Source organism: Novosphingobium sediminis (assembly GCF_007991615.1).
Classification (GTDB): Bacteria; Pseudomonadota; Alphaproteobacteria; order Sphingomonadales; family Sphingomonadaceae; genus Novosphingobium; species Novosphingobium sediminis.
The window spans coordinates 18,420-39,241 of sequence record NZ_BJYR01000009.1 but is presented as its reverse complement, the minus strand read 5'-3'; the positions used below and the strand labels follow the sequence as shown (position 1 = coordinate 39,241).

Sequence of the window (20,822 nt, the reverse complement as noted above, 5' to 3'; positions counted from 1 at the left end):
CATGCAGTCTGGACCCAGGAGTTGCGCCACGTCAGGCCCACGTTGAAACGAACGGGGTCAAGGTTGCACCAAAACAGGAAAGTGCCTGACTTGAACAACAATCGTGGGAACAACCGCCGGCGCGGTCGCGGGAACAACAACCGCCCGCAGGGTGGCGGCCAGCAGCTTAACCGGATCGACAGCCGCGCGCGGGGCAATGCCCCCCAGATGCTCGAAAAGTATCGTAAGCTGGCGCAGGACGCGCACCTGAATGGCGATCGTGTCCAGGCCGAATACTATCTGCAGTTTGCGGATCACTACTTCCGCGTCATCGCCGACAGCCGCACGCGGGTCGACGAACAGCGCCAGCGCCCCAATGGCGAGCGCTGGAACGAGGGCGAAGGTGAAGACGACGGCACCGACTTCTCGATGGAAAGCGATTTCCCCGCCTTCGACCGCCCCCAGAGCCGTCGGGAAGAGGGCCGCCGGGAAGAGGGCCGCCGGGAGGAGAGCCGCGAACCGCGTGAGAACCAGCAGCGCGAAGGGCGCGAGCCGCGCGAGAACCGTGAGCCCCGCGACAATCGGGAGCCCCGCGAATACCGCGAACCGCGTGAGCAGCGCGAACCGCGCGAGAACCGCGAAAACCGTGAGCCGCGTGAGAACCAGCGCCCTCGTTTCGAGGCGGCACCCGTGGCAGAGGCCATGGTCCGCGCCGACGAGGGCGAGCCGATCGGCGATACCGGCGAGAATCCGTTCGTCCGCGATAGCCGGGCGCAGCGCGGATTGCGTCCGCGCACCGAGCGTCGTCCGCGCCGCGAGGCCGAAGAGGCTCCTGTCGCCGCGCTTGATCCGATGAGCCTGCCGCCCGCCATCGGCGTGCGCGCCGCGCCTGAACCGGAAGTGGTGGAGGAAACTCCAGCAACCGCAGCGCCTGCCGAAGCAGCCGACGCTGGGGCTCCGGCGCCCAAGCGCCGCGGCCGCCCGCGCAAGAACCCGCTGCCGGAAGCGGCGGAAGGCTGATCGCGGCCAATCGCAGCGCCTGAACGAGGCTGCCGCGTGGAGAAAACGGCAAACCGCTTGATGCCGCTCGCGCTGATTGGCGCGGGCGCGCTGGCGGCGACGGGTTTCCAGCCACTGGGGCTGTGGCCGTTGACGTTGGCTGCGCTGGCCTTCCTGATCGTCAGGATCGAGCAGGCCAGATCACCGCGCCGCGCCGCGCTGGCGGGCTGGCTGTTCGGCCTCGGCTTGTTCACGCTTGGCAACAACTGGATCGCGACGGCGTTCACCTATCAAGCGGCGATGCCCGCCTGGCTGGGGTGGATCGCGGTGGTGCTGCTGGCCATATACCTCGCGATCTATCCCGCGCTGGCCGCATTCCTGGCGGCGTGGCTGGCGCGGCGCTTCAGGGCGGCGTTGCTCCCGGCCTTTGCCGGCTTATGGATCGTCACGGAATATCTGCGCGCCACGTTGTTTACCGGCTTTGCGTGGAACCCGCTCGCGATGGTCGCGCTTGGCGGTTTCGGCAGACCAGGCCTTGCCGCCATCGCGGCGTGGACAGGCACCTACGCGCTCTCAGGCATCGTGGTGCTGCTCGCCGGTTTGTGGCTGCTGGCTTGGCACACGGCACGGGCAGGCCGATTGCACGCGGCGGCGATGACGGCAGCGCTCCCCGTCGCGCTCATTCTCCTGCCGTGGCATGGCAGAGGCGGGGAGGGTAAGCTCGCCTACACACTCGTCCAGCCCAACATCGGGCAGGATACGATCAATGATCCGAGCCTTTACGAAGGCCAGTTCCAGGGCATTGCGCGCCTGTCGCTCCCGCGCGCGCCGGGGTCGCCGCGGATCGTGCTGTGGCCCGAGGGCGGGCTGCCCGATTATCTGCGCTCCGGCTATCCGCAGTTCTTCTACAACGCCACGACCTATGCGGCGGATCCTGACCTCGCCCGCGCACGCATCGGGCGGGTCATCGGGCCCGGCAGCCTGCTGCTGACCGGCGCGACCGATCTCATCGTCGAGCACGGTGACGTGACTGCCGCGCGCAATGTGGTCACAGCGCTAGGCGCTGACGGCACGATCCGCGGCAGTTACGCCAAGGCCCACCTCGTGCCCTACGGCGAATATCTGCCAATGCGCGCGTGGCTTGCGCCGCTGGGCCTCTCGCGGCTGGTTTCGGGCAGCCTCGATTTCCTGCCGGGGCCGGGTCCGCAAACACTCGACATGGGCGTGCACGGCAAGGCCGGGGTGCAGATCTGCTACGAGATCATCTTCTCCGGCGAAGTAGCCGACCGCACACATCGGCCAGACTATATCTTCAATCCCTCGAACGATGGCTGGTTCGGCGCATGGGGGCCGCCTCAGCATCTTGCGCAGGCCCGCATGCGCGCGATCGAGGAAGGCCTGCCCGTGCTGCGCGCCACCACCACCGGAATCAGCGCAGTGATCGATGCCGATGGCGTTGTCCAGCAGTTCGTCCCGCGCCTCACCGCCGGGCGTCTCGATGGGTTGGTGCCCCCGGCCCATGCGCCGAGCCTGTTTGCCAGGCTGGGCAACCGGCTCGCCTTCGCCTGGGCGCTCCTGCTGCTGGGCGCGTCGCTCGTGGTTGCAAGGCGGCGCGGAGGTCGCTAGGGAAGTGACATAAAGAATTCTTTATATCATACAGGAAAGCCTCATGCGCACCGATTACCTGTTCACGTCCGAAAGCGTTTCCGAAGGCCACCCGGACAAGGTTGCCGATCAGATCAGCGACGGGATCGTGGACCTGTTCCTCTCGAAGGACCCCGAAGCGCGCATCGCCTGCGAGACGCTGACGACGACGCAACTGGTTGTGCTGGCAGGTGAAATCCGCTGCAAGGGTGTCTACGAGAACGACGAGTGGGCACCTGGCGCCAAGGAAGAGATCGAAGCGACCGTCCGCAACACCGTGAAGCGCATCGGGTATGAGCAGGCGGGCTTCCACTGGGAAACCTTCCGCTTCGAGAACAACCTCCACGGCCAGTCCGCGCACATTGCGCAAGGCGTCGATGCGGCGGACAACAAGGATGAAGGCGCCGGCGATCAGGGCATCATGTTCGGTTACGCCACCGACGAGACGCCCGACCTGATGCCGGCGACGCTCTACTACAGCCACAAGATCCTCGAGCGCATGGCCGCCGACCGCCATTCGGGCGCGGCGCCGTTCCTCGAGCCCGACGCCAAGAGCCAGGTCACGCTGCGCTACGAGGGCTCGCTCCCCGTCGCCGCAACTGCCGTGGTCGTCTCGACCCAGCATGCGCCGGGCTATGACGAGGGTGAGAAGGAAGCAGAACTTCACGCCTACGTGAAGCGCGTGGTTGCCGAGGTGATCCCGCCCGTGCTGCTGCGCGAGACCAAGTACTACATCAACCCGACCGGTTCATTCGAGATCGGCGGGCCCGACGGCGACGCGGGCCTCACTGGCCGCAAGATCATCGTCGATACGTACGGCGGTGCAGCCCCTCACGGCGGCGGCGCATTCTCGGGCAAGGATCCGACCAAGGTCGACCGCTCGGCAGCCTACATCACGCGCTACCTCGCCAAGAACGTGGTCGCCGCCGGCCTCGCCACGCGCTGCACGATCCAGATTGCCTATGCGATCGGCGTGTCGGAGCCGCTGTCGCTCTATGTCGATACGCACGATACCGGCACTGTCGGTGACGACAAGATCGAGCAGGCGATCCTCGCAATCACCCGTCTTGGCGGCCTGACCCCGCGCGCGATCCGCACGCACCTCGGCCTCAACAAGCCGATCTACCAGCCGACCGCGGCCTATGGCCACTTCGGCCGCAAGGCGGATGGTGATTTCTTCCCGTGGGAACGCCTCGACCTCGTCGACGATCTCAAGGCCGCGTTTGCCTGAACGAAAAAGGGTCCGGGCGCCGTTGCACCCGGACCCCTGAAATACGGAAGGCGCGAGGAGCTTTAGCCCCTCGCGCCTTTCCTTTTACCCGAACATCCCCTTCCTCGGCCCCAGATAGCCGAACAGGTACGCACCCACCTTGCGCATCTGGATTTCCTCCGCGCCTTCGGTGATGCGGTACCGGCGGTGGTGGCGGTAGATGTGCTCGAAAGGCTTGTGGCGCGAATAGCCGATGCCGCCGTGGACCTGCATGGCGCGGTCCGCCGCTTCGCAGACCAACCGGTTCGCCCAGTAATTGCACATCGAGACCTTGTCCGACAGCTCGCGCTCGATGCGCTTGTGGCCGCCTTCCTCGGCTTCGAGCCGGTCCATTTCCCACGCCGTCTTGCGGATCAGCAGGCGCAGCATTTCACACTGGGTGGCAAGCTCCACCAACGGGAACTGGATCGCCTGGTTGCGCGCCAGTTCCTCGCCGAACGGCTTGCGTTCGCGCGCATAGCGCACCGATTCCTCGATGCAGAACGTCGCAGCGCCGAGCGATGACGCCGCCTGCCGGATGCGGTTCTGATGGACGAAGCTCTGCGCGATGGCGAGGCCGCCGCCTTCCGGCCCGAGCATCGCGCTTTCCGGCACCCACACGTTGGTGAGCGAAAGACGCGGGTGATCCGTCGGCATGTTGAAGGTCCACAGGTATTCCTCGATCACCAAGCCCGGCGAGGGATTGGGCACGAGGAGGCAGGTGATCCCGCGTGCATCACCCGGCTCGCCCGCGGTGCGCGCGAAGACGGCGCAGTGGCTAGCGATGTGCATGCCAGTAATCCACATCTTCTCGCCGTCAATCCGCCAGCCCGGAACGCCGTCGCGTGTTTCGCGCACCGCGCGGGTTTCCATGTGCGTCGCGTCCGAGCCGTGGCGCGCTTCGGTCAGGCCGAAGGAGACGCGGCGGGTGCGCGCGAAACCGCCGAGGATGAATTCCTCCTGCTGTTCGGGCGTGCCGAAGTGCTCGAACATGTTCACGAACGGGAAGTTGCCGACGATCGAATGCTCGTTCTGCAGATCGTTGTGGAGGCCAAGGCCCTTCTGCGTGAAGTGATCGCGGATCACCGCCATCCAGAGGTTCTTGCCATCCTTGCCGCCGTACTTCTTCGGCGCGGAGAAGCGCCAGTGCCCGGCGGCATCGGCACGGCGGGTGGCCTCGATCAGCAGCGCTTCCCAGTCGTGGCGCGGCAGGCCCTGATCCTCGAAATTGGTGCGCGCCCATTCGCGGCGGTGGTCGAAGAAGCGGATGTTGTCATCCGCCTGTTCGAGCGGCTTGATCTCGGCATCGATGAAGGCGTCGAGCTCGGCGAGATAGTCGACAAGTTCCTGCGGCAGATCGAAGTTCATGTGGTGCTCTCCCAAATTCGGCGCGCTTCGGCGAGCGCAGGATATTTCGGCATGTCGGCGGCCAGCGTATCGAGCACGCGGCGGCGCAGGTTGGCGAGAAGGCCCGGCTCGGCCAGTGTGGTGCGGCCCGTCAAGATCGTCTCGCACAGCGCCTTGTCATGCGGGTTCGGGCGGCCCGCGAGTTCGCGGCGGACAATACCGAGCGCGTTTTGCGCAACGGCGAGTTCGAAGCGCTCACGCCCGGCGGCCATGTGCGGCTTGACGGTGGCCGCGAGCCATTCGGACACGGCAGTGAGGATTTCGGCAGCGCTCGGCTCACCCTCGGCGGTGGGCGGCGGCGAAACGGAGGGCGGAAGCGGGCGGCCACGTTCCGCCTCGGGCGCTTCGGTTTCGAGCAGCAGCAGCAGGTCGAGGTCCTGCTCAGCCGCGCGCCGCGCCACGACGACGCGTTCGAGCGAGCGATCCGCACCGCTGCGCCAGCCCTTGCCCATCGAAAGCGCGGAAAGCGCCCACCATACCGTGCGGTAGATAAGCCAGAAGCGGAAGCGGGCGGGATCGAATGCCACGCCGCCCGCCGCTTCGTAGGCGCGGGCAAGATCGTCGATCTGCCCGAGGCCGAAACCGCGCTTGTCGAGCCGGCCGAAGCGCCAGACGGTCATGCAGCCGAAGGCGAGGTCTTCGTGCGGATCACCGAGATGTGCGAGTTCCCAATCGAGCACGGCCGACAAGTGGCCGTTCTCCACCATCACGTTGCCGATGCGCAGATCACCGTGGAGCACCGTGGGCGCCGCCGGTGCTGGCAAGTTGGCGCGCAACCACGCGAGGCCAAGCGCGATCGGAGGCCGATCACCGCCCGCCTCCGCGAACTGCGCGGCGAGGGCCTCCACCCCGGCGGCGGGTTCGAGCACCGGGAGGAAGGGTAGCGCGGCGGGATCGAGCGCATGAACCTTGGCCATCGCAGCGGCAATTTCTTCGAGTAGCGCGGGCGGGGACGAAAGCGCGTTCTCGGGATCGGGCGAGCCCGGCACGCAGCGCATGATGAAACCGAGACCGATATCGTCTGCCGGTGTCAGCTCGGCCACCACTTCGGGCGCGGGAACGCCGCCTGCCTGCGCGCAGCGGATCACGGCGGCTTCCCTCGCCATGTCGAGCGCGCGGCCAGCCACCCATTCGGCTGAGGGCGCACGGCGCAGCACGAAGGGTTCCCCGCCGATCTCGAATCGCCAGCTCTGCATGTTGGCGCCGCCGGAAAGGCGCAGCAATCCGGTCGCCGGACCGGTCCAGCCGGCACGCGCCATCACCCGCTGAAGGCCATCGGCCAGAGCTTGTTGGGACTCTGCCGTCATCCGCTCCTCTCGCCCGCTCTGCATCGGGCTATTCGCTTTGCGCTTGGTTGCACCACTATCATTAATCGCGCGGTTAATGTCTAGCGTCCGGTTTGGCGCGCCAGTCCGCGCGGAACGTGCGACCACCTGCGAGAACAGTGCTTGCCGGGGAATCACAACAGGTTACGGTGCTAATTAATCCTAAACGGGTTGTCGGCTAAGGGGGATCATGGCTTCCGGCTTCAAGACGATGAGCAAATGGGCCGCGGTTGCGCTGTGGTGCGCCGCGCCGCTTGCGCTCGTGTCCACCCCGGCCGCGGCGCGCCCCGGCACCAGCCTTCAGTCCGCACGCGATGCGGCGATCGAGAGCCAGGTCTCTGCGATCGTGGCGCAAGGGCGCGGCCGCATCGGCGTTGCGGCTGTCGATCTCGATGGCGGCGGCCAGATCATGATCAACGGCGATATGCCGTTTCCGATGGCGAGCACGGCCAAGATTGCCGTTGCCGCCACCTATCTTTCCGGCGTGGAGCAGGGCCGCCTGCGGCTCGACCAGCAGTTCCCGATGATGATGCCGGTGGCCGAATCCGCTGAAGCGCGGGGGTCCGTTGCCGCCGTGCGTCCAGGCGTGGTGATGACAGCGCAGAGCCTGATGGAGCGTTCCATCACGCGCAGCGACAACCACGCAACCGATGGTCTGATTGCGGCGGTCGGCGGGATCGGCGCGGTGAACACGTGGCTCAGCCGTACCGGCATCAGCGGCCAGCACCTCGATCACACAATGGCAACGCTGGTGCGCGATGATGGCCGGGTCAATCCGGCCACGACGATCGACACGCGCACAAGCAGCACACCGCGCGCGATGGTCCAGTTGCTGGCGGCGATTGACCGGGGCAACGCCCTCAGCCCGGAAAGCCGTGCGGTGCTGCTCGATACGATGACCCGCACCAGCACCGGCAGGAACCGTATCCGCAGCGGGCTGCCCGAAGGAGTGGTCTTCGCACACAAGACAGGGACGCTTTCAGGCGTGACCGACGATGTGGGTATCGTTCGTCTGCCCGATGGCCGGCATCTTGCCATCGCGATTTTCGTGACTGGTCCGGAAGGCCATACGGCCCACGCCGGCATGATCGCGCAGATCGCGCGCGTGCTCTACGACGGCTACAGTCAGGCCCCGCTGCCAAGCAGCTTCGAGACCGCGCGCCGCTGATTTCCCGACAAGCTGACTAACCGCCGCGTCTTTAGCGCGTCGCCCTTCGCCGTGCGCGGCATCCGTGCCGAGACAGCAAAAAGCAGGATAGCCAAAAGAGAAGGGGCGCGATCACCGAAGTGACCACGCCCCTCTATCTCTATCAAACCCTTGCGGGGTTGATTACATCTTGGCGGCTTCGCTCGAAGCGTCAGCAGCCGGAGCCGAAGCGTCTTCCGACGGAGCAGCCGAAGCGTCCATGGCGGCGTCAGTCGATTCCATAGCGGCTTCGGTGGCGGGGGCTTCAGGAGCCTTTTCCGAGCAACCGGCGAGAGCGAAGGCAGTGCCGGCGACAGCGGCGAGGAGGAGCTTGCGCATGCGTTACAATCCCTGGATTGAAGTGGATCGCGCCGGGCCCGCAGCCCGCCGCAAAGCCTACTCTGGCGGTAGACTTCTCGCCCCAATTAATCGGCAATTCACCTGCTTGCAAGTCTTAGGAGCAGCAAAGCCGTCACAGAGAGCTTAAATTTTTGAAATATAACATTTTTTGCAGGGGCACAACGAGCCGCAAGAGTGGATTTGGGCACAATGAATCGCCCCGGCATTGCTGCAGCGCCATAACATCGGGTGCTTTCGCTGGCGGGGCCTAGGCGCTACCACAGCACGCATGGATACTTCCGCAGACGTCACCGCACCGCTCGATTCAGCCCCGCGTCACCTCTATCTGATCGACGGTTCGGCCTATATCTTCCGCGCCTATCATCGCCTGCCGCCGCTCACCAATCCGGCGGGCGTGCCGGTCGGTGCGGTCTATGGCTACACCACGATGTTGTGGAAGCTGGCCGAAGATCTGCACAAGGCCGATGGACCGACCCACCTCGCGGTGATCCTCGACAAGGGCTCGATCACCTTCCGCAACGATCTCTATGAACATTACAAGGCGAACCGTCCGCCGCCACCCGAAGATCTCGTGCCGCAGTTTCCGCTGATACGCGATGCCACGCGCGCCTTCAGCCTGCCGTGCATCGAGGAAGCGGGGCTGGAGGCGGACGACCTAATCGCCTCTTACGCACTTGCTGCGGCGGAGCGCGGCTGGAACGTCACCATCGTCTCGTCGGACAAGGATCTGATGCAGCTTGTCGGCCGTCCGCATGACGGTGGCGGCTATATCGACATGCTCGATACGATGAAGAACCAGCGGATCGACCTTCCTGAAGTGATGGAAAAGTTCGGCGTCGAACCCGAGCGCGTGGGCGATGTGCTCGCGCTGATGGGCGATGCAGTGGACAACGTGCCCGGCATTCGCGGCATCGGGCCAAAGACGGCGACCAAGCTGATCCAGGAGCATGGCACTCTGGAAGGCGCGCTCGCCGCCGCCCCCGCCATGAAGCCCGGAAAGCTGCGTGACAGCCTGATCGAGCAAGCCGAGATGGCGCGGCTTTCGCGCCAGCTTGTGGCGCTCAAGGACGATTGCCCGCTGCCGCTGCCGCTCGATTCGTTCGAACTGACCGCGATCCCGCCTGAACCACTCGCCGCGTTCCTTGCCGAACACGGCTTCACCAGCCTGCTCCGCAAGCTGGGAACTGCACCGGCGGAAGCACCCGCTGCGGGCGGGGTGTCGGCCTCGGCCCCGGTCGGTGCAGCGGAAACGCGCCAGAGCCTGCCCGAGTGGCCGGCGATCGATACGGGCGGTTACCGCTGCCTGCAAACGCTGGACGATATCGCAGCTTGGGTCGCCCGCGCACAGGCCGCGCGCCTCGTGGCGGTCGATACCGAAACCAGCGCGCTCGATGCGATGCAGGCGGATCTCGTCGGCGTCAGCCTCGCGCTCGGGCCGGGCGATGCCTGCTACATCCCGCTCGGCCATCGCGGCAGCGACATGTTTGCCGAAGCACCGGTGCAGGCCCCGCGCGAGGCCGCGCTGGCGCTCCTGAAGCCGCTGCTGGAAAGCGACGCGGTCCTCAAGATCGGGCAGAACATCAAGTACGATCTCAACGTGCTCGCCCGCTACGGGATCATGGTTTCACCGATAGACGATACGATGGTGATGAGCTTCTGCCTCGATGCGGGCCGCAGCGAAGCGGGGGTGGGCGGCCACGGCATGGACGAACTGGCCAAGCGCCTGCTGGGCCACACCACGATTGCCTTCAAGGACGTATGCGGCACCGGCAAGAAGGCGATCTCGTTCGCCGAAGTGCCGCTGGCGGACGCGACACGCTATGCCGCAGAGGACGCCGAAGTGACGTGGCGGCTCCACCGCCTGCTCAGCCCCCGCCTTGCCGAAGAAGGGGGCACGCGCATCTATGAACGCGTAGATCGGCCGCTGGTGCCGGTGGTCGCGAGCATGGAGAGGCACGGTATCCGCGTCGACCGGGAGCGGCTCGCGGGCTTGTCTGCACAGTTCGCCGAGACCATCGCGGGCCTCGAAACGGTGATCCACGAAAAGGCTGGCCAACCTTTCACCATCGGCAGCCCCAAGCAATTGGGCGAGATCCTGTTCGACAAGCTCGGTTACAAGGGCGGCAAGAAAGGCAAGACCGGGCAGTACTCGACCGACCAGTCGGTGCTCGAAGGCCTTGCCGCGCAAGGGGCGGAAGTCGCGACGCTGGTGCTCGAATGGCGCCAGCTTTCAAAGCTCAAGTCGACCTATACCGATGCGCTGCAAGCCGCGATCAACCCCGCGACGGGCCGTGTTCACACCAGCTACAGCCTTGTCGGCGCGCAGACTGGGCGGCTTTCTTCCAATGATCCCAACCTGCAGAACATCCCGATCCGCACCGAAATCGGCCGCCAGATCCGCGAGGCTTTCGTGGCCGAACCCGGCAACGTGCTGCTGGCGGCAGACTACAGCCAGATCGAACTGCGCCTCGCCGCGCATATGGCCGATGTCCCCGCGCTCAGGGAAGCCTTCGCTGCGGGCGAGGACATCCACGCACGCACCGCGCGGGAACTGTTCGGCACGGTCGACCGCGACACCCGCGGGCGGGCCAAGACGATCAACTTCGCCATCCTCTACGGCATCAGCCGCTGGGGTCTTGCCGGCCGTCTCGGGGTGAGCGCCGACGAAGCGCAGGCGATGATCGACCGCTATTTCGAGCGCTTCCCGGGCATCCAGCGCTATATCCACGAGACGCTGGAGAACGTTCGGGCGCAGGGCTATTCGGAGACGCTGTTCGGCCGCAAGACGTGGTTCCCGCGCATCAACTCGAAGAATCAGGCAGAGCGACAGGGCAGCGAGCGCGCCGCGATCAATGCGCCGATTCAGGGCACCAGCGCTGATATCATCAAGCGCGCGATGGCGCGGATGAACCCCGCCCTTGCCGCGGCCGGGCTCGGCCATGTGCGGATGCTGCTGCAGGTGCACGACGAACTGGTGTTCGAACTGCCCGAAGGCGATGTCGCCGCCGCCCGCGCTGTGATCGAAGCGGTAATGGCAGGCGCGGCAGAGCCGGCGATACAGCTCACGGTGCCGCTAGGCGTTGAGATCGGGACCGGCCCAAGCTGGGGCGCGGCGCACTAGGGCGCGCTACTCGACCTTCACGAACGGCCTGATATCCTTGGTGTGCAGCCAGAGCATCTGCTCGTTGGGCACCGAATTGGTCAGCGCATAGAGCTGCTCGGCATCGTCTTCGCTGAGGCCCATTTCGCGGTAGTAATCGAGGTAGGTCTTGTTCGGGCCGGCATCGGGGGCGAAGTCGTCGGGCTGGTGGCCGTCCTCGTCCTTCCATGCATGGACGCCGAATTCGGCATCGGGCGCAGCGTGGCGGACTGTGCCGGCGAGGAAGATCTCGAACCCGCCCGAGCGCACCGAACCGCCGGATGGCACATCGGTGCCGATGCCATGGCGGCGGATCAGCCTTCCCAGCGTGAGATTGGCACCGTCGTCAGAAGTGCCGGGGCAATCGACCAGTTCGAGCATGCGAATGCCCGGATGGGCCTGAAGCATTTCGCGAAACTCGGAGGGAGAATTGTCGTCGATTTCGCCAACCAGCGCGGCATGCGCGCTGTCCACTACGGCAAAGGGGCCGAATCGCGGCAGTCCTGCAATCGCTTTGGCGATCCGTTGGCTGCGCGGCTCTTCAACCACGGCGCGGGTGGTGGTCACCTCCGTCCAGGTGGTGCCGTGCGAATCGACCCAGGTACGCGTTGCCGACTGCTGCGCGGCAACGGGTGCTGCGGCGGCAATGCTCATCAGCAAGGCGCAGGCGAGTCGGGTCATGGAACTCGTATACTCTGCCCTTGCTTGCCGATTTTCCAGCAAAACGCGGTAAACTACGCTTAAGACCTTTTGGCTCCGATTTGGCGAGACCACGGTCCTGCCCCTATCCGCCACCCGTGCCCGTCCTTAGTCTGGCCCGCTGAGTTAGGGGTCGGTATGGTCGCGCTGGTATCCACGGTTGCCTATCTGGGGCTGGAGGCGCGTGCTGTCGAAGTACAGTGCCAGATTGCGCCCGGCCTGCCCGCGTTCCGGGTCGTCGGCCTGCCGGACAAGGCCGTGGGCGAGAGCCGCGAGCGCGTGCATTCCGCCCTCGCCGCGCTGGGCCTGGCGCTGCCGCCAAAGCGGATCACGGTCAACCTCTCCCCGGCGGACTTGCCCAAGGAAGGCTCGCACTATGATCTTCCCATCGCGCTCGCGCTGCTGGCGGCAATGGGCGTGGTCGATCTCGAGGCGATCGCCGATTTTGTCGCGGTGGGCGAACTGGCGCTCGATGGCCGTGTGATCGCGAGCCCCGGAGTGCTGCTCGCCGCGCTCCATGCCAGCGGCATCGAGAAGGGCCTGATCTGCCCCGCAGCCCAAGGTGCGGAAGCGCGTTGGGCGAGCGGGGTGGAAATCGTCGCGGCGCCCGATCTCATCAGCCTGCTCAACCACCTCAAGGGCACGCTGCGCCTCCCCGTGCCAGAGCCGGGCGAGGTCGATGCGCCGGAGCGGCGTGCCGACCTCAGGCAGGTCAAAGGGCAGGAAACGGCCAAGCGGGCGCTGGAGATCGCAGCCGCCGGCGGGCACAACCTGCTGATGATCGGGCCGCCCGGTGCCGGCAAATCGCTGATGGCTTCGTGCCTGCCCGGGATCCTGCCAGAACTGACCCCATCGGAAGCGCTGGAAGCTTCGCTGGTCGCATCGGTTGCGGGGCTGCTGGAGGAAGGCCGCATCAGCCGCGCGCGGCCGTTCCGCACGCCGCACCATTCCGCATCGATGGCAGCGCTGACGGGTGGCGGGCTGAAAGTGCGGCCCGGCGAGGTCAGCCTCGCCCACCTCGGCGTGCTGTTCCTCGATGAACTGCCCGAATTCCAGCGCGCCGTGCTCGATTCGCTGCGCCAGCCGCTGGAGACGGGGGAAGTCACCGTCGCCCGCGCCAATGCGCACGTGACCTTTCCTGCGCGGGTGCAACTGATCGCCGCAATGAACCCCTGCCGCTGCGGCTACCTTGGCGATCCGGCGCTCGGATGCAGCCGCGCGCCGCGCTGTGCGGGGGACTACCAGTCCAAGGTCTCCGGTCCGCTGCTTGACCGCATCGACCTCCATGTCGAAGTCGATCCCGTCTCTGCCGCAGACCTTGCCCTGCCGCCCCCAGCAGAAGGATCGGACGCCGTCGCCGCGCGGGTGGCGGCGGCGCGGCGGGTGCAGACAGCACGGCTTGAAGGCAGCGGGCGGCGCACCAATGCCGAACTCGAAGGCGATTTACTGGAGCGCTTCGCGACGCCGGACGAACCCGGACGCAAGCTTCTGGCGCAAGCAGCCGAAGCCATGCGCCTCTCTGCGCGCAGCTATACCCGTATGCTGCGCGTGGCGCGGACCATTGCGGATCTGGCGGGGGCCGAGACCATCGGCCGCGTCCATGTGGCCGAGGCGCTGAGCTATCGGCGGATTGCGCCGAGAGCCTGACGAGGGCCTAGCGCCCCGCCATCGCCTTCGCCTTGGCGAGGTAGGTCCGCCCGATCCGCAGCAATTCGCCATCAACCAGCTGCGCCGACCACACGCCCAGCCCATCATGCTTGAGCCCGGCAATCCGATCCCGCCGCACGATTGTGGAACGGTGGAGGCGAATGAAGCGTTCGGGATCGAGCCTGTCTTCGAGGCGCTGGATGGTGTGGAGCAACAGGTAGCTCCGCCCTCCCCCATCCTTCTGGCCGACATGGAGGCGCACATAGTCACGCTCGGCGTCGATTCGGTCGATATCACCCGCCGCGATGCGGATCAGTTCGCTGCGGTGGGGGACCCAGAACTCCTCGATCCACGGGCTTTCAACTGGCTCCGCCTCTACCGGCGGCACAGTGTCGCGGCGAGCCAGAGCCCGGTCTACAGCGCGTTCGAGGCGGTCCTGCGCGACGGGCTTGAGGACATAGTCCACTGCGTCACAATCGAAGGCTTCCACCGCGAAGTGATCGTGCGCGGTCACGAAGATAACCGCCGGTCGCGGCGAGATACGCGCAAGGCCGCGCGCGACGCCGAGGCCATCGACTTCGGGCATCGTCATGTCGAGCAGCACGAGTTCGGGCGAAAGCGCCTCGCACAGCCGCAGCGCCGCAGCACCGTCGCTGGCGGTGCCGACGACATGCAGCGCCGGTATGCGGGCGCAGAGGATCTGCATGCGCTCCACCGCAAGCGGTTCATCATCGACGATCAAAGTACGCATCATCCCACCTTCATTCGCAACCCGACCGTACCAGCGGGATCGTCAGCACCGTGGCATAGCCGCCCGCAGGAAGCGCCCCGCTTTCCACCCGCGCCTCATCGCCGAAACGTGCAGCGAGGCGGTTGCGCACGTTTTCGAGGCCGATCCCGGTGCTGCCGCTCGCGCCGCCCTTGCCGGGGCCATCATCGGTAACGGTCAGCACCAGCTTTCCGCCGGCTTCCTGCGCCGCGATCCGGATGGTGACGGGGCGGATGCTGGCAGAAACGCCGTACTTGATCGAGTTCTCGACCAGCGGCTGCAGGATCATGCCCGGCACGCAGGCGTTTTCAAGTCCTTGCGGGACATCGAACTCGCAGACCAGCCGCTCCGGAAAGCGCACCGCCTCGATCTCCAGATAGTGACGCTGAAGCGCGATCTCGTCGACCAGCGGCACGTCCGAAGTGGGATCACCGGCGAGGCTGTGGCGGTAGAAGCTGGAGATCGTCTGGATCATCTTCTCCGCCTGCTCGGTGCGGCCGACCATCACGAGCGCGGACAGCGAATTCAGCGTGTTGAACAGGAAGTGCGGATTGACCTGATAGCGCAAGCTGCGCAGCTCGGCCGCCTTGGCCGCGCGCTTGTATTCGCCCTCTCGCCGTTCGGAAGCGCGCGCCATCTCCGCATTGCCGAGCGCGATGTAGAGACCGGCCCAGGCGATCAGCAGGAAATAGCGACCGAGCGCAACATCGGTGAGCTGCTTCCACAGGCCTTCGTCTTCAATCATCTTGCTGATGATCGCGGTGTGGATCTGAGTGTCACCATCGGTTGCGGCTGGCGCAGGGGCAGGCGCGGCGCTTGCCGTGGGCGACGGTGACGGCGCCGGAACGGGCGCAGACTTCGCCGCCGGACGCGCCGCGGCATGCTGCACCGGGCGAGGTTTGGCGGGCCGTGCCTTGTGGACCTTGGCGCTATGCGCACGCACTTCCTTGACCGCGTCACCGACTGGGCCAGCGGGCGCGGCAGGCACGTCCTTTTCGGATACGAGGCCGGCATCGGCAAGGCTGCGCAAAACGTTCCAGCGCACCGCATCAATATTGGCGAGCCGCGCTTGTGCAGCGGAAAGGCGTTCTGCACTGGCCCGGTCCATCTCGCGCTGCGCCTGTGCGACTTCACGCTGAGCCTGGGCGAGCTCGGCTGCAATTTCGTCGGCCTGATCGGCGTCAGTGGGGATTCGGCGATCGCCCACGCGTACTTCCGCGGTGCCGTCGCTGCGGCGGATGATGGACACGCCGCCGGGTGCCGTAATCACCGCTGCTTCGTTGCCGGGATCGCTGCTTTCCTGATCGTCGCCAGGGTCCGGGGGAGGCGGCGCAAATTTCGCACCGCGCGGCGGGGCTGGCGGCGCAGGCGGTGCGGGTGGTTCGGGCGCCGGCGGAGGCATCGGGATCGCCTGAGGCGGATCTGCGACGTCGATGAGCACATTGCCCGACACATCATGGCGCACGCGCACCGAGGGCAGCGGGGTATCGGACGGCAAGACCCCCGGCATCGAACCCTGCCGGGCGCGGATTGCGCGGGCAGCCGCTTCGGCTTGCGCCTGCGCTGCCTTGGCCTCGCGCTCGATCATTTTCTTCTCGACCGGGGCAAAGCACTGCTGGTTGATCGCGGCGAGCGCCAGTGCGGCGGGAAGCATGATGACCAGCGCCGCGCCGATCCGCGCGCCGTTGCTGCGGCCATCGAAGCGTCGCAGCACGGGCCACGCGAGCAGCGTGACGGCAATGCCAGCGAGGGTGACGACCGCGCGGCGCCACAGCAGCTCATTGAACTCGCCGATATCGACGACGATCCCGCGCAAGGTAATCAGCAGGAAGTACGTCAGCCACAGCGCCGCCGCAGACAGCAGCACGGCCCGCGCGGGAACGTGCGGTCGTTCAGCAGCAGTATCGACGGGAAGCGTGGCCATTCTACCGCTTCTACCTCCGACCGCCCGGCAATAGCCAGCCGGGCGGTCGAGGCGAGTCAGCGGTTCGTCGGAGCGGCGTCATCCGGATCAGGCCGGCAGCAGCCCCTCATCGGCGATCTTCTTTTTCCACACGAGCGGGGCAAGCTGATGGACATTCTGCCCGCTCGAATCGACCGCGACCGTCACCGGCATGTCCTCGACGGTGAATTCGTAGATCGCCTCCATGCCGAGATCGGCAAAGCCGACGACCTTGGACTGCTTGATCGCCCGCGAAACGAGATAGGCTGCGCCGCCGACCGCCATGAGATAGGCCGATTTGTGCTTTGCGATCGATTCGGTCGCCGCCGGGCCGCGCTCCGCCTTGCCGACCGAGGCGAGCAGGCCGAGGTTCAGCATGGTGTCGGAGAACTTGTCCATGCGCGTGGCGGTGGTCGGGCCGGCCGGGCCGACGACTTCCTCGCGCACCGGATCGACCGGGCCGACGTAGTAGATCACGCGGCCCTTGAAATTGACGGGCAGTTCCTCGCCCTTCGCCAGCATGTCGGCAATGCGCTTGTGCGCGGCATCGCGGCCCGTCAGCATCTTGCCGTTGAGGAGCAGGCGGTCGCCCTGCTTCCAGCTCTGCACCTCTTCCGCCGTCAGCGTATCGAGGTTGACGCGCTTGGCCGCCGCATCGGGCGTCCAGTGCACATCGGGCCATTCATCGAGCTTGGGCGCCTCGAGGAAGGCCGGGCCCGAACCATCCAGCGTGAAATGCGCGTGGCGCGTGGCGGCGCAATTGGGGATCATCGCAACGGGCTTGCCCGCCGCATGGCAGGGCGCGTCCATGATCTTCACATCGAGAATCGTCGAAAGCCCGCCAAGGCCCTGCGCGCCAATGCCGAGCGCGTTCACCTTGTCGAAGATTTCGATGCGCAGCGCCTCGATATCGTTCTGAGGCCCGCGCTGCTTGAGCTGCGCCATGTCGATCGGTTCCATCAGGGCCTGCTTGGCGAGCAGCATGCAGTGCTCCGCCGTGCCGCCGATGCCGATGCCGAGCATGCCCGGCGGGCACCAGCCTGCGCCCATCTGCGGGAGCATCTCGATCACCCAATCGACGATCGAATCGCTGGGATTCATCATCTTGAACTTGGACTTGTTCTCGCTGCCGCCGCCCTTGGCCGCCACATCGACCGAGACCTTGTTGCCCTTCACCATCTCGACATGAAGGACGCAGGGAGTGTTGTCGCGCGTGTTGCGGCGGGTGAAGGCGGGGTCCGCCAGCACCGAAGCGCGCAGCTTGTTTTCGGGATCGAGGTAGGCCCGGCGCACGCCTTCATCGACGACGTCCTGCAGGCTCTTGTCGCTTTCAAGGCGGCAGTCCTGGCCCCACTTGATGAAGACGTTGACGATGCCGGTGTCCTGGCAGATCGGGCGGTGCCCTTCGGCGCACATGCGGCTGTTCGTCAGGATCTGCGCGATCGCGTCCTTCGCGGCCGGGCCGACTTCGGCCTTGTAGGCCTCACCCAGCGCGCGGATGTAGTCCATCGGGTGGAAGTAGCTGATGTATTGCAGCGCATCGGCCACGCTTTCGATGAGGTCTTCCTCGCGGATCGTTGTCATCGTCGGTGTCATCCCTGGCATGGCTGCTTCCTTCCGCTGGGTTTGCGTCCCGCGCTTGCGCGGGGGCAATCGATGAACCGCCGTTTAGCCATCGACCAGCGTCATGCAAAGCGCTTGGCGCGCCGGGGACGATATTCTAAGGGCTTGGTTGGATTTGGCCGCAGAGCAAGGTGCGGCCCTTGGTCTGGATTGCTGCGGCCCCACCGGTCACGCCATCCGGCCCCGCAAGTGAGGGAATTCATGACGATAGTGGAAGAGCGCGCGAACGTGGCAGAGTCCGGCAGCGAGGCACGCCGCGCGATGATCGACAGCCAGCTGCGCGTGAGCGGCGTCAACGATCCGGCCATTCTCGCCGCGTTCATGGCCGTCCCGCGTGAGGATTTCGTCCCCGAAGCACGCCGCGCGGTCGCTTATGCCGATCGCGCCGTGGCGCTGGGCGAAGGCGCAGTGCTCTCGCCCGCGCTGACCTACGGACAGATGCTGACCGCAGCCGAACCGACCGCAGACGACAGCGTGCTCGTGATCGGCAATCCGGGCGGCTATCTTGCCGCCCTTTCGGAAAAGCTGGCCGGCAAGGTCACGCTGGTTGCGGCGACGGGTGACTGGGCCAATGCGGGCGAACATTCGCTGGTGCTGGTCGATGGCGCGATCGAGGACATGCCTGCCGCGCTCGCCAATGTCGTCTCCGCAGACGGGCGGCTCGTCACCGGCGTGGTCGAACGCGGCGTCACCCGCCTTGCGCTGGGCCGCAAGGTCGCCGGCTCGCTGGCCATGACAGTGCTGGCGGAGGCCGACTTCGCGGCAATCGCGGCCTTTGCCGCCCCGCGCAAGTGGAGCTTCTGAACCCCATGATCCGCGCCATCCGCGCTACTCCCGCGCTCTCGGCGCTTGCCTTGGCACTTGCCGTTGCCGCCGCTCCCGCGCAGGCAGACGACCTGCAAGGCGCGCTTGCTGCGGCTTATGCCGGCAACCCAGACCTCAACGCTGCGCGCGCGAACCTGCGCGCGACCGATGAAAGCGTGCCCATCGCCCGCGCACCGGGCCTGCCCAGCCTGAACGGCACCATCAACTACACCGAATTCCTCAAGCAGGGCCCGAACAGCTTCATCGCGCCGCAGCGCCTGATGACGATCGATCCGCAGCTCACCGTGCCAATCTATTCGGGCGGCTCGGTGCGCAATTCGCTCGCAGCGGCGAAGATCCGCGTCGAGGCCGGGGAAGCCAGCCTGCGCGGGACCGAGGCCGGCGTGTTCAGCCAGGTCGTCGCGGCCTACATGGACGTGATCCGCGATAGTGCGACCGTGGGGCTCAACCGCAACAACGTGCAGGTGCTCGAGGTCAACCTCAAGGCGACGACCGACCGCTTCGACATCGGCGATGTGACGCGCACCGACGTGGCGCAGTCGAACTCGCGCCTTGCCCTCGCCCGCGCTGATCTGCGCAGCGCCGAAGCCGCGTTGGTCGCCAGCCGCGAGCGCTATGTGCAGGTCGTGGGCAAGGTGCCGGATGATCTCCAGCCGCCGCCGCCACTGGCGGGCCTGCCAGGCTCGCCCGAAGAAGCGGTGCAGACCGCGCTCGACAACAATCCCGACCTCGAGGCCGCGCACCAGCGCAGCAAGGCCGCCGGTTATGACGCGAAAGCCGCGGGCGCAGGCCGCCTGCCGACGGTCTCGCTCTATACCTCGGGCGACTACTCGACCTACTTCAACTCGCTCGGCGGCGGTGCAGTCGGTGGGAACTTCGTGCAGAGCCAGACGACGGCACAGGCCGGCGCGCGCATCTCGATTCCGTTGTTCCAGGGCGGGCTCCCCGCCGCGCGCCAGCGCCAGGCCCAGGCCACCGCCACCGCCGTGCAGGAGCAGGAAATCGGCGCCGAGCGTCAGGTCATCGCCAATGTCCGCTCGGCCTTTACCCAGTGGCGCGCAGCGAACGACGTCATCACGCTGAACCAGACTGCGGTCGATGCGGCGGCGCTGAGCCTTCAGGGCGTTCGCGCGGAAAACACCGTGGGCAACCGCACAATTCTCAACATCCTCGATGCCGAGCAGGAACTGCTGCGCGCGCAAGTCGGGCTCGTGGCGGCGCGGCGCAATGCCTATGTCGCGGCGTTCAACCTGCTCGCGGCGATGGGCAAGGCGCAGGCCGCCGATCTCGGCTTCGATCCGGCCACGCTCTACGATCCCGAAGTCAACTATCGCCGCGTGCGCGGCCGCGTGTTCGACTGGTCGCTGGATTCCCCGACTCCGCCCAAGGCCACCCGGACGGTTGACACTCCCGCTCAAACTGCAACAATTTCTGCACAATCTGTCCCTTGATGGTACAGGCGAGTGGGGTGGCCGAGTGATTCGGCCCGAGTGACTGTGTGGGGTTGGGTATGCGTCAGGCTTCGGAACCTTCGGTCGAGGAAATCCTCGAATCGATCAAGAAGGTGATTGCGCGCGACAATCGCGCGGATGCCGCGCGTGAGCGCAGCCGTCGCGATGCCGCCGCAGAACTATCCCCCGCGCCCCGCGTTTCCGCCCGTCCGGCCCTGCGCAGCGAAGGCCGCCCGGCCTCGTTTCCGGCTGATGTGCTCGATCTGAGCGAAGTGGCCGCGCAGATCCTCAGCGAAGACCGCGACGCTGCCCTGCAGCCGGACGAGGATGAAGACGCCCCGCTGCTGGCAGATGAGACCACGGCTTCGATGCGCGATTCGCTGGCTGCGCTGGCGATGCTTTCTGCGCCCGGCGCCAGCCCTCAGATCGTCCGCTCGGGCGAGACTTCGCTCGAAGGCATGGTGCGCGAGATGCTGCGCCCGGCGCTTTCCGAATGGCTCGACAAGAACCTGCCGCCGCTGGTCGAGAAGCTCGTCGCAGCAGAAATTGCGCGGATCGTCGGCAAGAAGGGCTGAGCT

General features: G+C 66.3%; 16 protein-coding genes. 9 read left to right on the top strand and 7 right to left on the bottom strand.

The window, feature by feature from the left end:
* Window positions 1–90 precede the first annotated feature (90 nt).
* Genes NSE01_RS06375 through metK form a run of 3 tightly spaced genes read left to right on the top strand, consistent with a single transcriptional unit; the run spans window position 91 to window position 3,853 of the window.
* Window positions 91–999 carry a DUF4167 domain-containing protein gene (locus tag NSE01_RS06375; RefSeq protein WP_147158806.1) on the top strand — a complete coding sequence of 303 codons (909 nt, stop codon included), beginning with the start codon at window positions 91–93 and terminating at the stop codon, window positions 997–999.
* Window positions 1,000–1,059: 60 nt separating this feature from the next.
* On the top strand, window positions 1,060–2,604 hold the full coding sequence (gene lnt, locus NSE01_RS06370; RefSeq protein WP_147158805.1) for an apolipoprotein N-acyltransferase: 1,545 nt from the start codon (window positions 1,060–1,062) through the stop codon (window positions 2,602–2,604).
* Window positions 2,605–2,647: 43 nt separating this feature from the next.
* Window positions 2,648–3,853: a methionine adenosyltransferase gene (metK, locus tag NSE01_RS06365; protein ID WP_147158804.1), complete on the top strand. Its 1,206-nt coding sequence runs from the start codon at window positions 2,648–2,650 to the stop codon at window positions 3,851–3,853.
* Window positions 3,854–3,937: 84 nt separating this feature from the next.
* Here the strand turns inward: metK and NSE01_RS06360 are convergent, their stop codons facing one another.
* Window positions 3,938–5,239, bottom strand: a complete 1,302-nt coding sequence (locus NSE01_RS06360; RefSeq protein ID WP_147158803.1) for an acyl-CoA dehydrogenase family protein — start codon at window positions 5,237–5,239, stop codon at window positions 3,938–3,940.
* Window positions 5,236–6,585, bottom strand: a complete 1,350-nt coding sequence (locus tag NSE01_RS06355) for a phosphotransferase (RefSeq protein ID WP_170233777.1) — start codon at window positions 6,583–6,585, stop codon at window positions 5,236–5,238. The genes NSE01_RS06360 and NSE01_RS06355 overlap by 4 nt, the downstream gene beginning before the upstream one ends.
* Window positions 6,586–6,793: 208 nt before the next feature.
* Between NSE01_RS06355 and NSE01_RS06350 the strand changes: the two genes are divergently transcribed.
* Window positions 6,794–7,771, top strand: coding sequence for a serine hydrolase (locus tag NSE01_RS06350; RefSeq protein ID WP_147158802.1), 978 nt, complete (start codon window positions 6,794–6,796; stop codon window positions 7,769–7,771).
* A 162-nt stretch (window positions 7,772–7,933) separates the two neighbouring features.
* On the opposite strand, the gene NSE01_RS06345 is transcribed toward NSE01_RS06350, so the two are convergent.
* Window positions 7,934–8,128, bottom strand: coding sequence for a hypothetical protein (locus NSE01_RS06345; RefSeq protein ID WP_147158801.1), 195 nt, complete (start codon window positions 8,126–8,128; stop codon window positions 7,934–7,936).
* 289 nt (window positions 8,129–8,417) lie between these two features.
* Between NSE01_RS06345 and polA the strand changes: the two genes are divergently transcribed.
* Window positions 8,418–11,270 carry a DNA polymerase I gene (gene polA, locus NSE01_RS06340; protein ID WP_147158800.1) on the top strand — a complete coding sequence of 951 codons (2,853 nt, stop codon included), beginning with the start codon at window positions 8,418–8,420 and terminating at the stop codon, window positions 11,268–11,270.
* A 6-nt stretch (window positions 11,271–11,276) separates the two neighbouring features.
* Here the strand turns inward: polA and NSE01_RS06335 are convergent, their stop codons facing one another.
* Window positions 11,277–11,969, bottom strand: a complete 693-nt coding sequence (locus NSE01_RS06335; RefSeq protein ID WP_147158799.1) for a hypothetical protein — start codon at window positions 11,967–11,969, stop codon at window positions 11,277–11,279.
* A 156-nt stretch (window positions 11,970–12,125) separates the two neighbouring features.
* Between NSE01_RS06335 and NSE01_RS06330 the strand changes: the two genes are divergently transcribed.
* Window positions 12,126–13,634: a YifB family Mg chelatase-like AAA ATPase gene (locus NSE01_RS06330; protein ID WP_147158798.1), complete on the top strand. Its 1,509-nt coding sequence runs from the start codon at window positions 12,126–12,128 to the stop codon at window positions 13,632–13,634.
* A 7-nt stretch (window positions 13,635–13,641) separates the two neighbouring features.
* Here NSE01_RS06330 and NSE01_RS06325 read toward each other — a convergent pair whose 3' ends face one another.
* The 3 genes from NSE01_RS06325 to NSE01_RS06315 form a co-directional block, all read right to left on the bottom strand.
* On the bottom strand, window positions 13,642–14,385 hold the full coding sequence (locus NSE01_RS06325; RefSeq protein WP_147158936.1) for a LytR/AlgR family response regulator transcription factor: 744 nt from the start codon (window positions 14,383–14,385) through the stop codon (window positions 13,642–13,644).
* A 10-nt stretch (window positions 14,386–14,395) separates the two neighbouring features.
* Window positions 14,396–16,327 (bottom strand): sensor histidine kinase, encoded by a 1,932-nt coding sequence (locus tag NSE01_RS21945; RefSeq protein ID WP_371863203.1) that lies wholly within the window; start codon window positions 16,325–16,327, stop codon window positions 14,396–14,398.
* Between the two features lie 87 nt (window positions 16,328–16,414).
* The gene (locus tag NSE01_RS06315) at window positions 16,415–17,929 is read right to left on the bottom strand and encodes a fumarate hydratase (RefSeq protein WP_147158934.1); all 1,515 of its coding nucleotides are present in this window, start codon (window positions 17,927–17,929) and stop codon (window positions 16,415–16,417) included.
* A 240-nt stretch (window positions 17,930–18,169) separates the two neighbouring features.
* Here NSE01_RS06315 and NSE01_RS06310 point away from each other — a divergent pair, with 240 nt between their 5' ends.
* Genes NSE01_RS06310 through NSE01_RS06300 form a run of 3 tightly spaced genes read left to right on the top strand, consistent with a single transcriptional unit; the run spans window position 18,170 to window position 20,819 of the window.
* Window positions 18,170–18,772 (top strand): protein-L-isoaspartate O-methyltransferase family protein, encoded by a 603-nt coding sequence (locus tag NSE01_RS06310; protein WP_147158797.1) that lies wholly within the window; start codon window positions 18,170–18,172, stop codon window positions 18,770–18,772.
* Between the two features lie 5 nt (window positions 18,773–18,777).
* A complete protein-coding gene (locus NSE01_RS06305) occupies window positions 18,778–20,244 on the top strand; it encodes a TolC family outer membrane protein (protein WP_147158796.1) in 1,467 nt (488 codons plus the stop codon).
* 59 nt (window positions 20,245–20,303) lie between these two features.
* Entirely contained in the window at window positions 20,304–20,819 is a 516-nt protein-coding gene (locus NSE01_RS06300) for a DUF2497 domain-containing protein (RefSeq protein WP_147158795.1), read from the top strand.
* The last annotated feature ends 3 nt before the right edge of the window (window positions 20,820–20,822 follow it).

What these genes read in the sequence shown, in the direction of transcription:
- NSE01_RS06330 (WP_147158798.1), top strand. Translation starts at nt 12,126, where the DNA reads ATGGTCGCGCTGGTATCCACGGTTGCCTATCTGGGGCTGGAGGCGCGT.
- metK (WP_147158804.1), top strand. Translation starts at nt 2,648, where the DNA reads ATGCGCACCGATTACCTGTTCACGTCCGAAAGCGTTTCCGAAGGCCAC.
- NSE01_RS06315 (WP_147158934.1), bottom strand. Translation starts at nt 17,929, where the DNA reads ATGACAACGATCCGCGAGGAAGACCTCATCGAAAGCGTGGCCGATGCG.
- NSE01_RS06345 (WP_147158801.1), bottom strand. Translation starts at nt 8,128, where the DNA reads ATGCGCAAGCTCCTCCTCGCCGCTGTCGCCGGCACTGCCTTCGCTCTC.
- NSE01_RS06335 (WP_147158799.1), bottom strand. Translation starts at nt 11,969, where the DNA reads ATGACCCGACTCGCCTGCGCCTTGCTGATGAGCATTGCCGCCGCAGCA.
- NSE01_RS06360 (WP_147158803.1), bottom strand. Translation starts at nt 5,239, where the DNA reads ATGAACTTCGATCTGCCGCAGGAACTTGTCGACTATCTCGCCGAGCTC.
- NSE01_RS06310 (WP_147158797.1), top strand. Translation starts at nt 18,170, where the DNA reads ATGACGATAGTGGAAGAGCGCGCGAACGTGGCAGAGTCCGGCAGCGAG.
- NSE01_RS06355 (WP_170233777.1), bottom strand. Translation starts at nt 6,585, where the DNA reads ATGACGGCAGAGTCCCAACAAGCTCTGGCCGATGGCCTTCAGCGGGTG.
- NSE01_RS06350 (WP_147158802.1), top strand. Translation starts at nt 6,794, where the DNA reads ATGGCTTCCGGCTTCAAGACGATGAGCAAATGGGCCGCGGTTGCGCTG.
- NSE01_RS06305 (WP_147158796.1), top strand. Translation starts at nt 18,778, where the DNA reads ATGATCCGCGCCATCCGCGCTACTCCCGCGCTCTCGGCGCTTGCCTTG.
- polA (WP_147158800.1), top strand. Translation starts at nt 8,418, where the DNA reads ATGGATACTTCCGCAGACGTCACCGCACCGCTCGATTCAGCCCCGCGT.
- lnt (WP_147158805.1), top strand. Translation starts at nt 1,060, where the DNA reads ATGCCGCTCGCGCTGATTGGCGCGGGCGCGCTGGCGGCGACGGGTTTC.
- NSE01_RS06325 (WP_147158936.1), bottom strand. Translation starts at nt 14,385, where the DNA reads ATGCGTACTTTGATCGTCGATGATGAACCGCTTGCGGTGGAGCGCATG.
- NSE01_RS21945 (WP_371863203.1), bottom strand. Translation starts at nt 16,327, where the DNA reads ATGGCCACGCTTCCCGTCGATACTGCTGCTGAACGACCGCACGTTCCC.
- NSE01_RS06300 (WP_147158795.1), top strand. Translation starts at nt 20,304, where the DNA reads ATGCGTCAGGCTTCGGAACCTTCGGTCGAGGAAATCCTCGAATCGATC.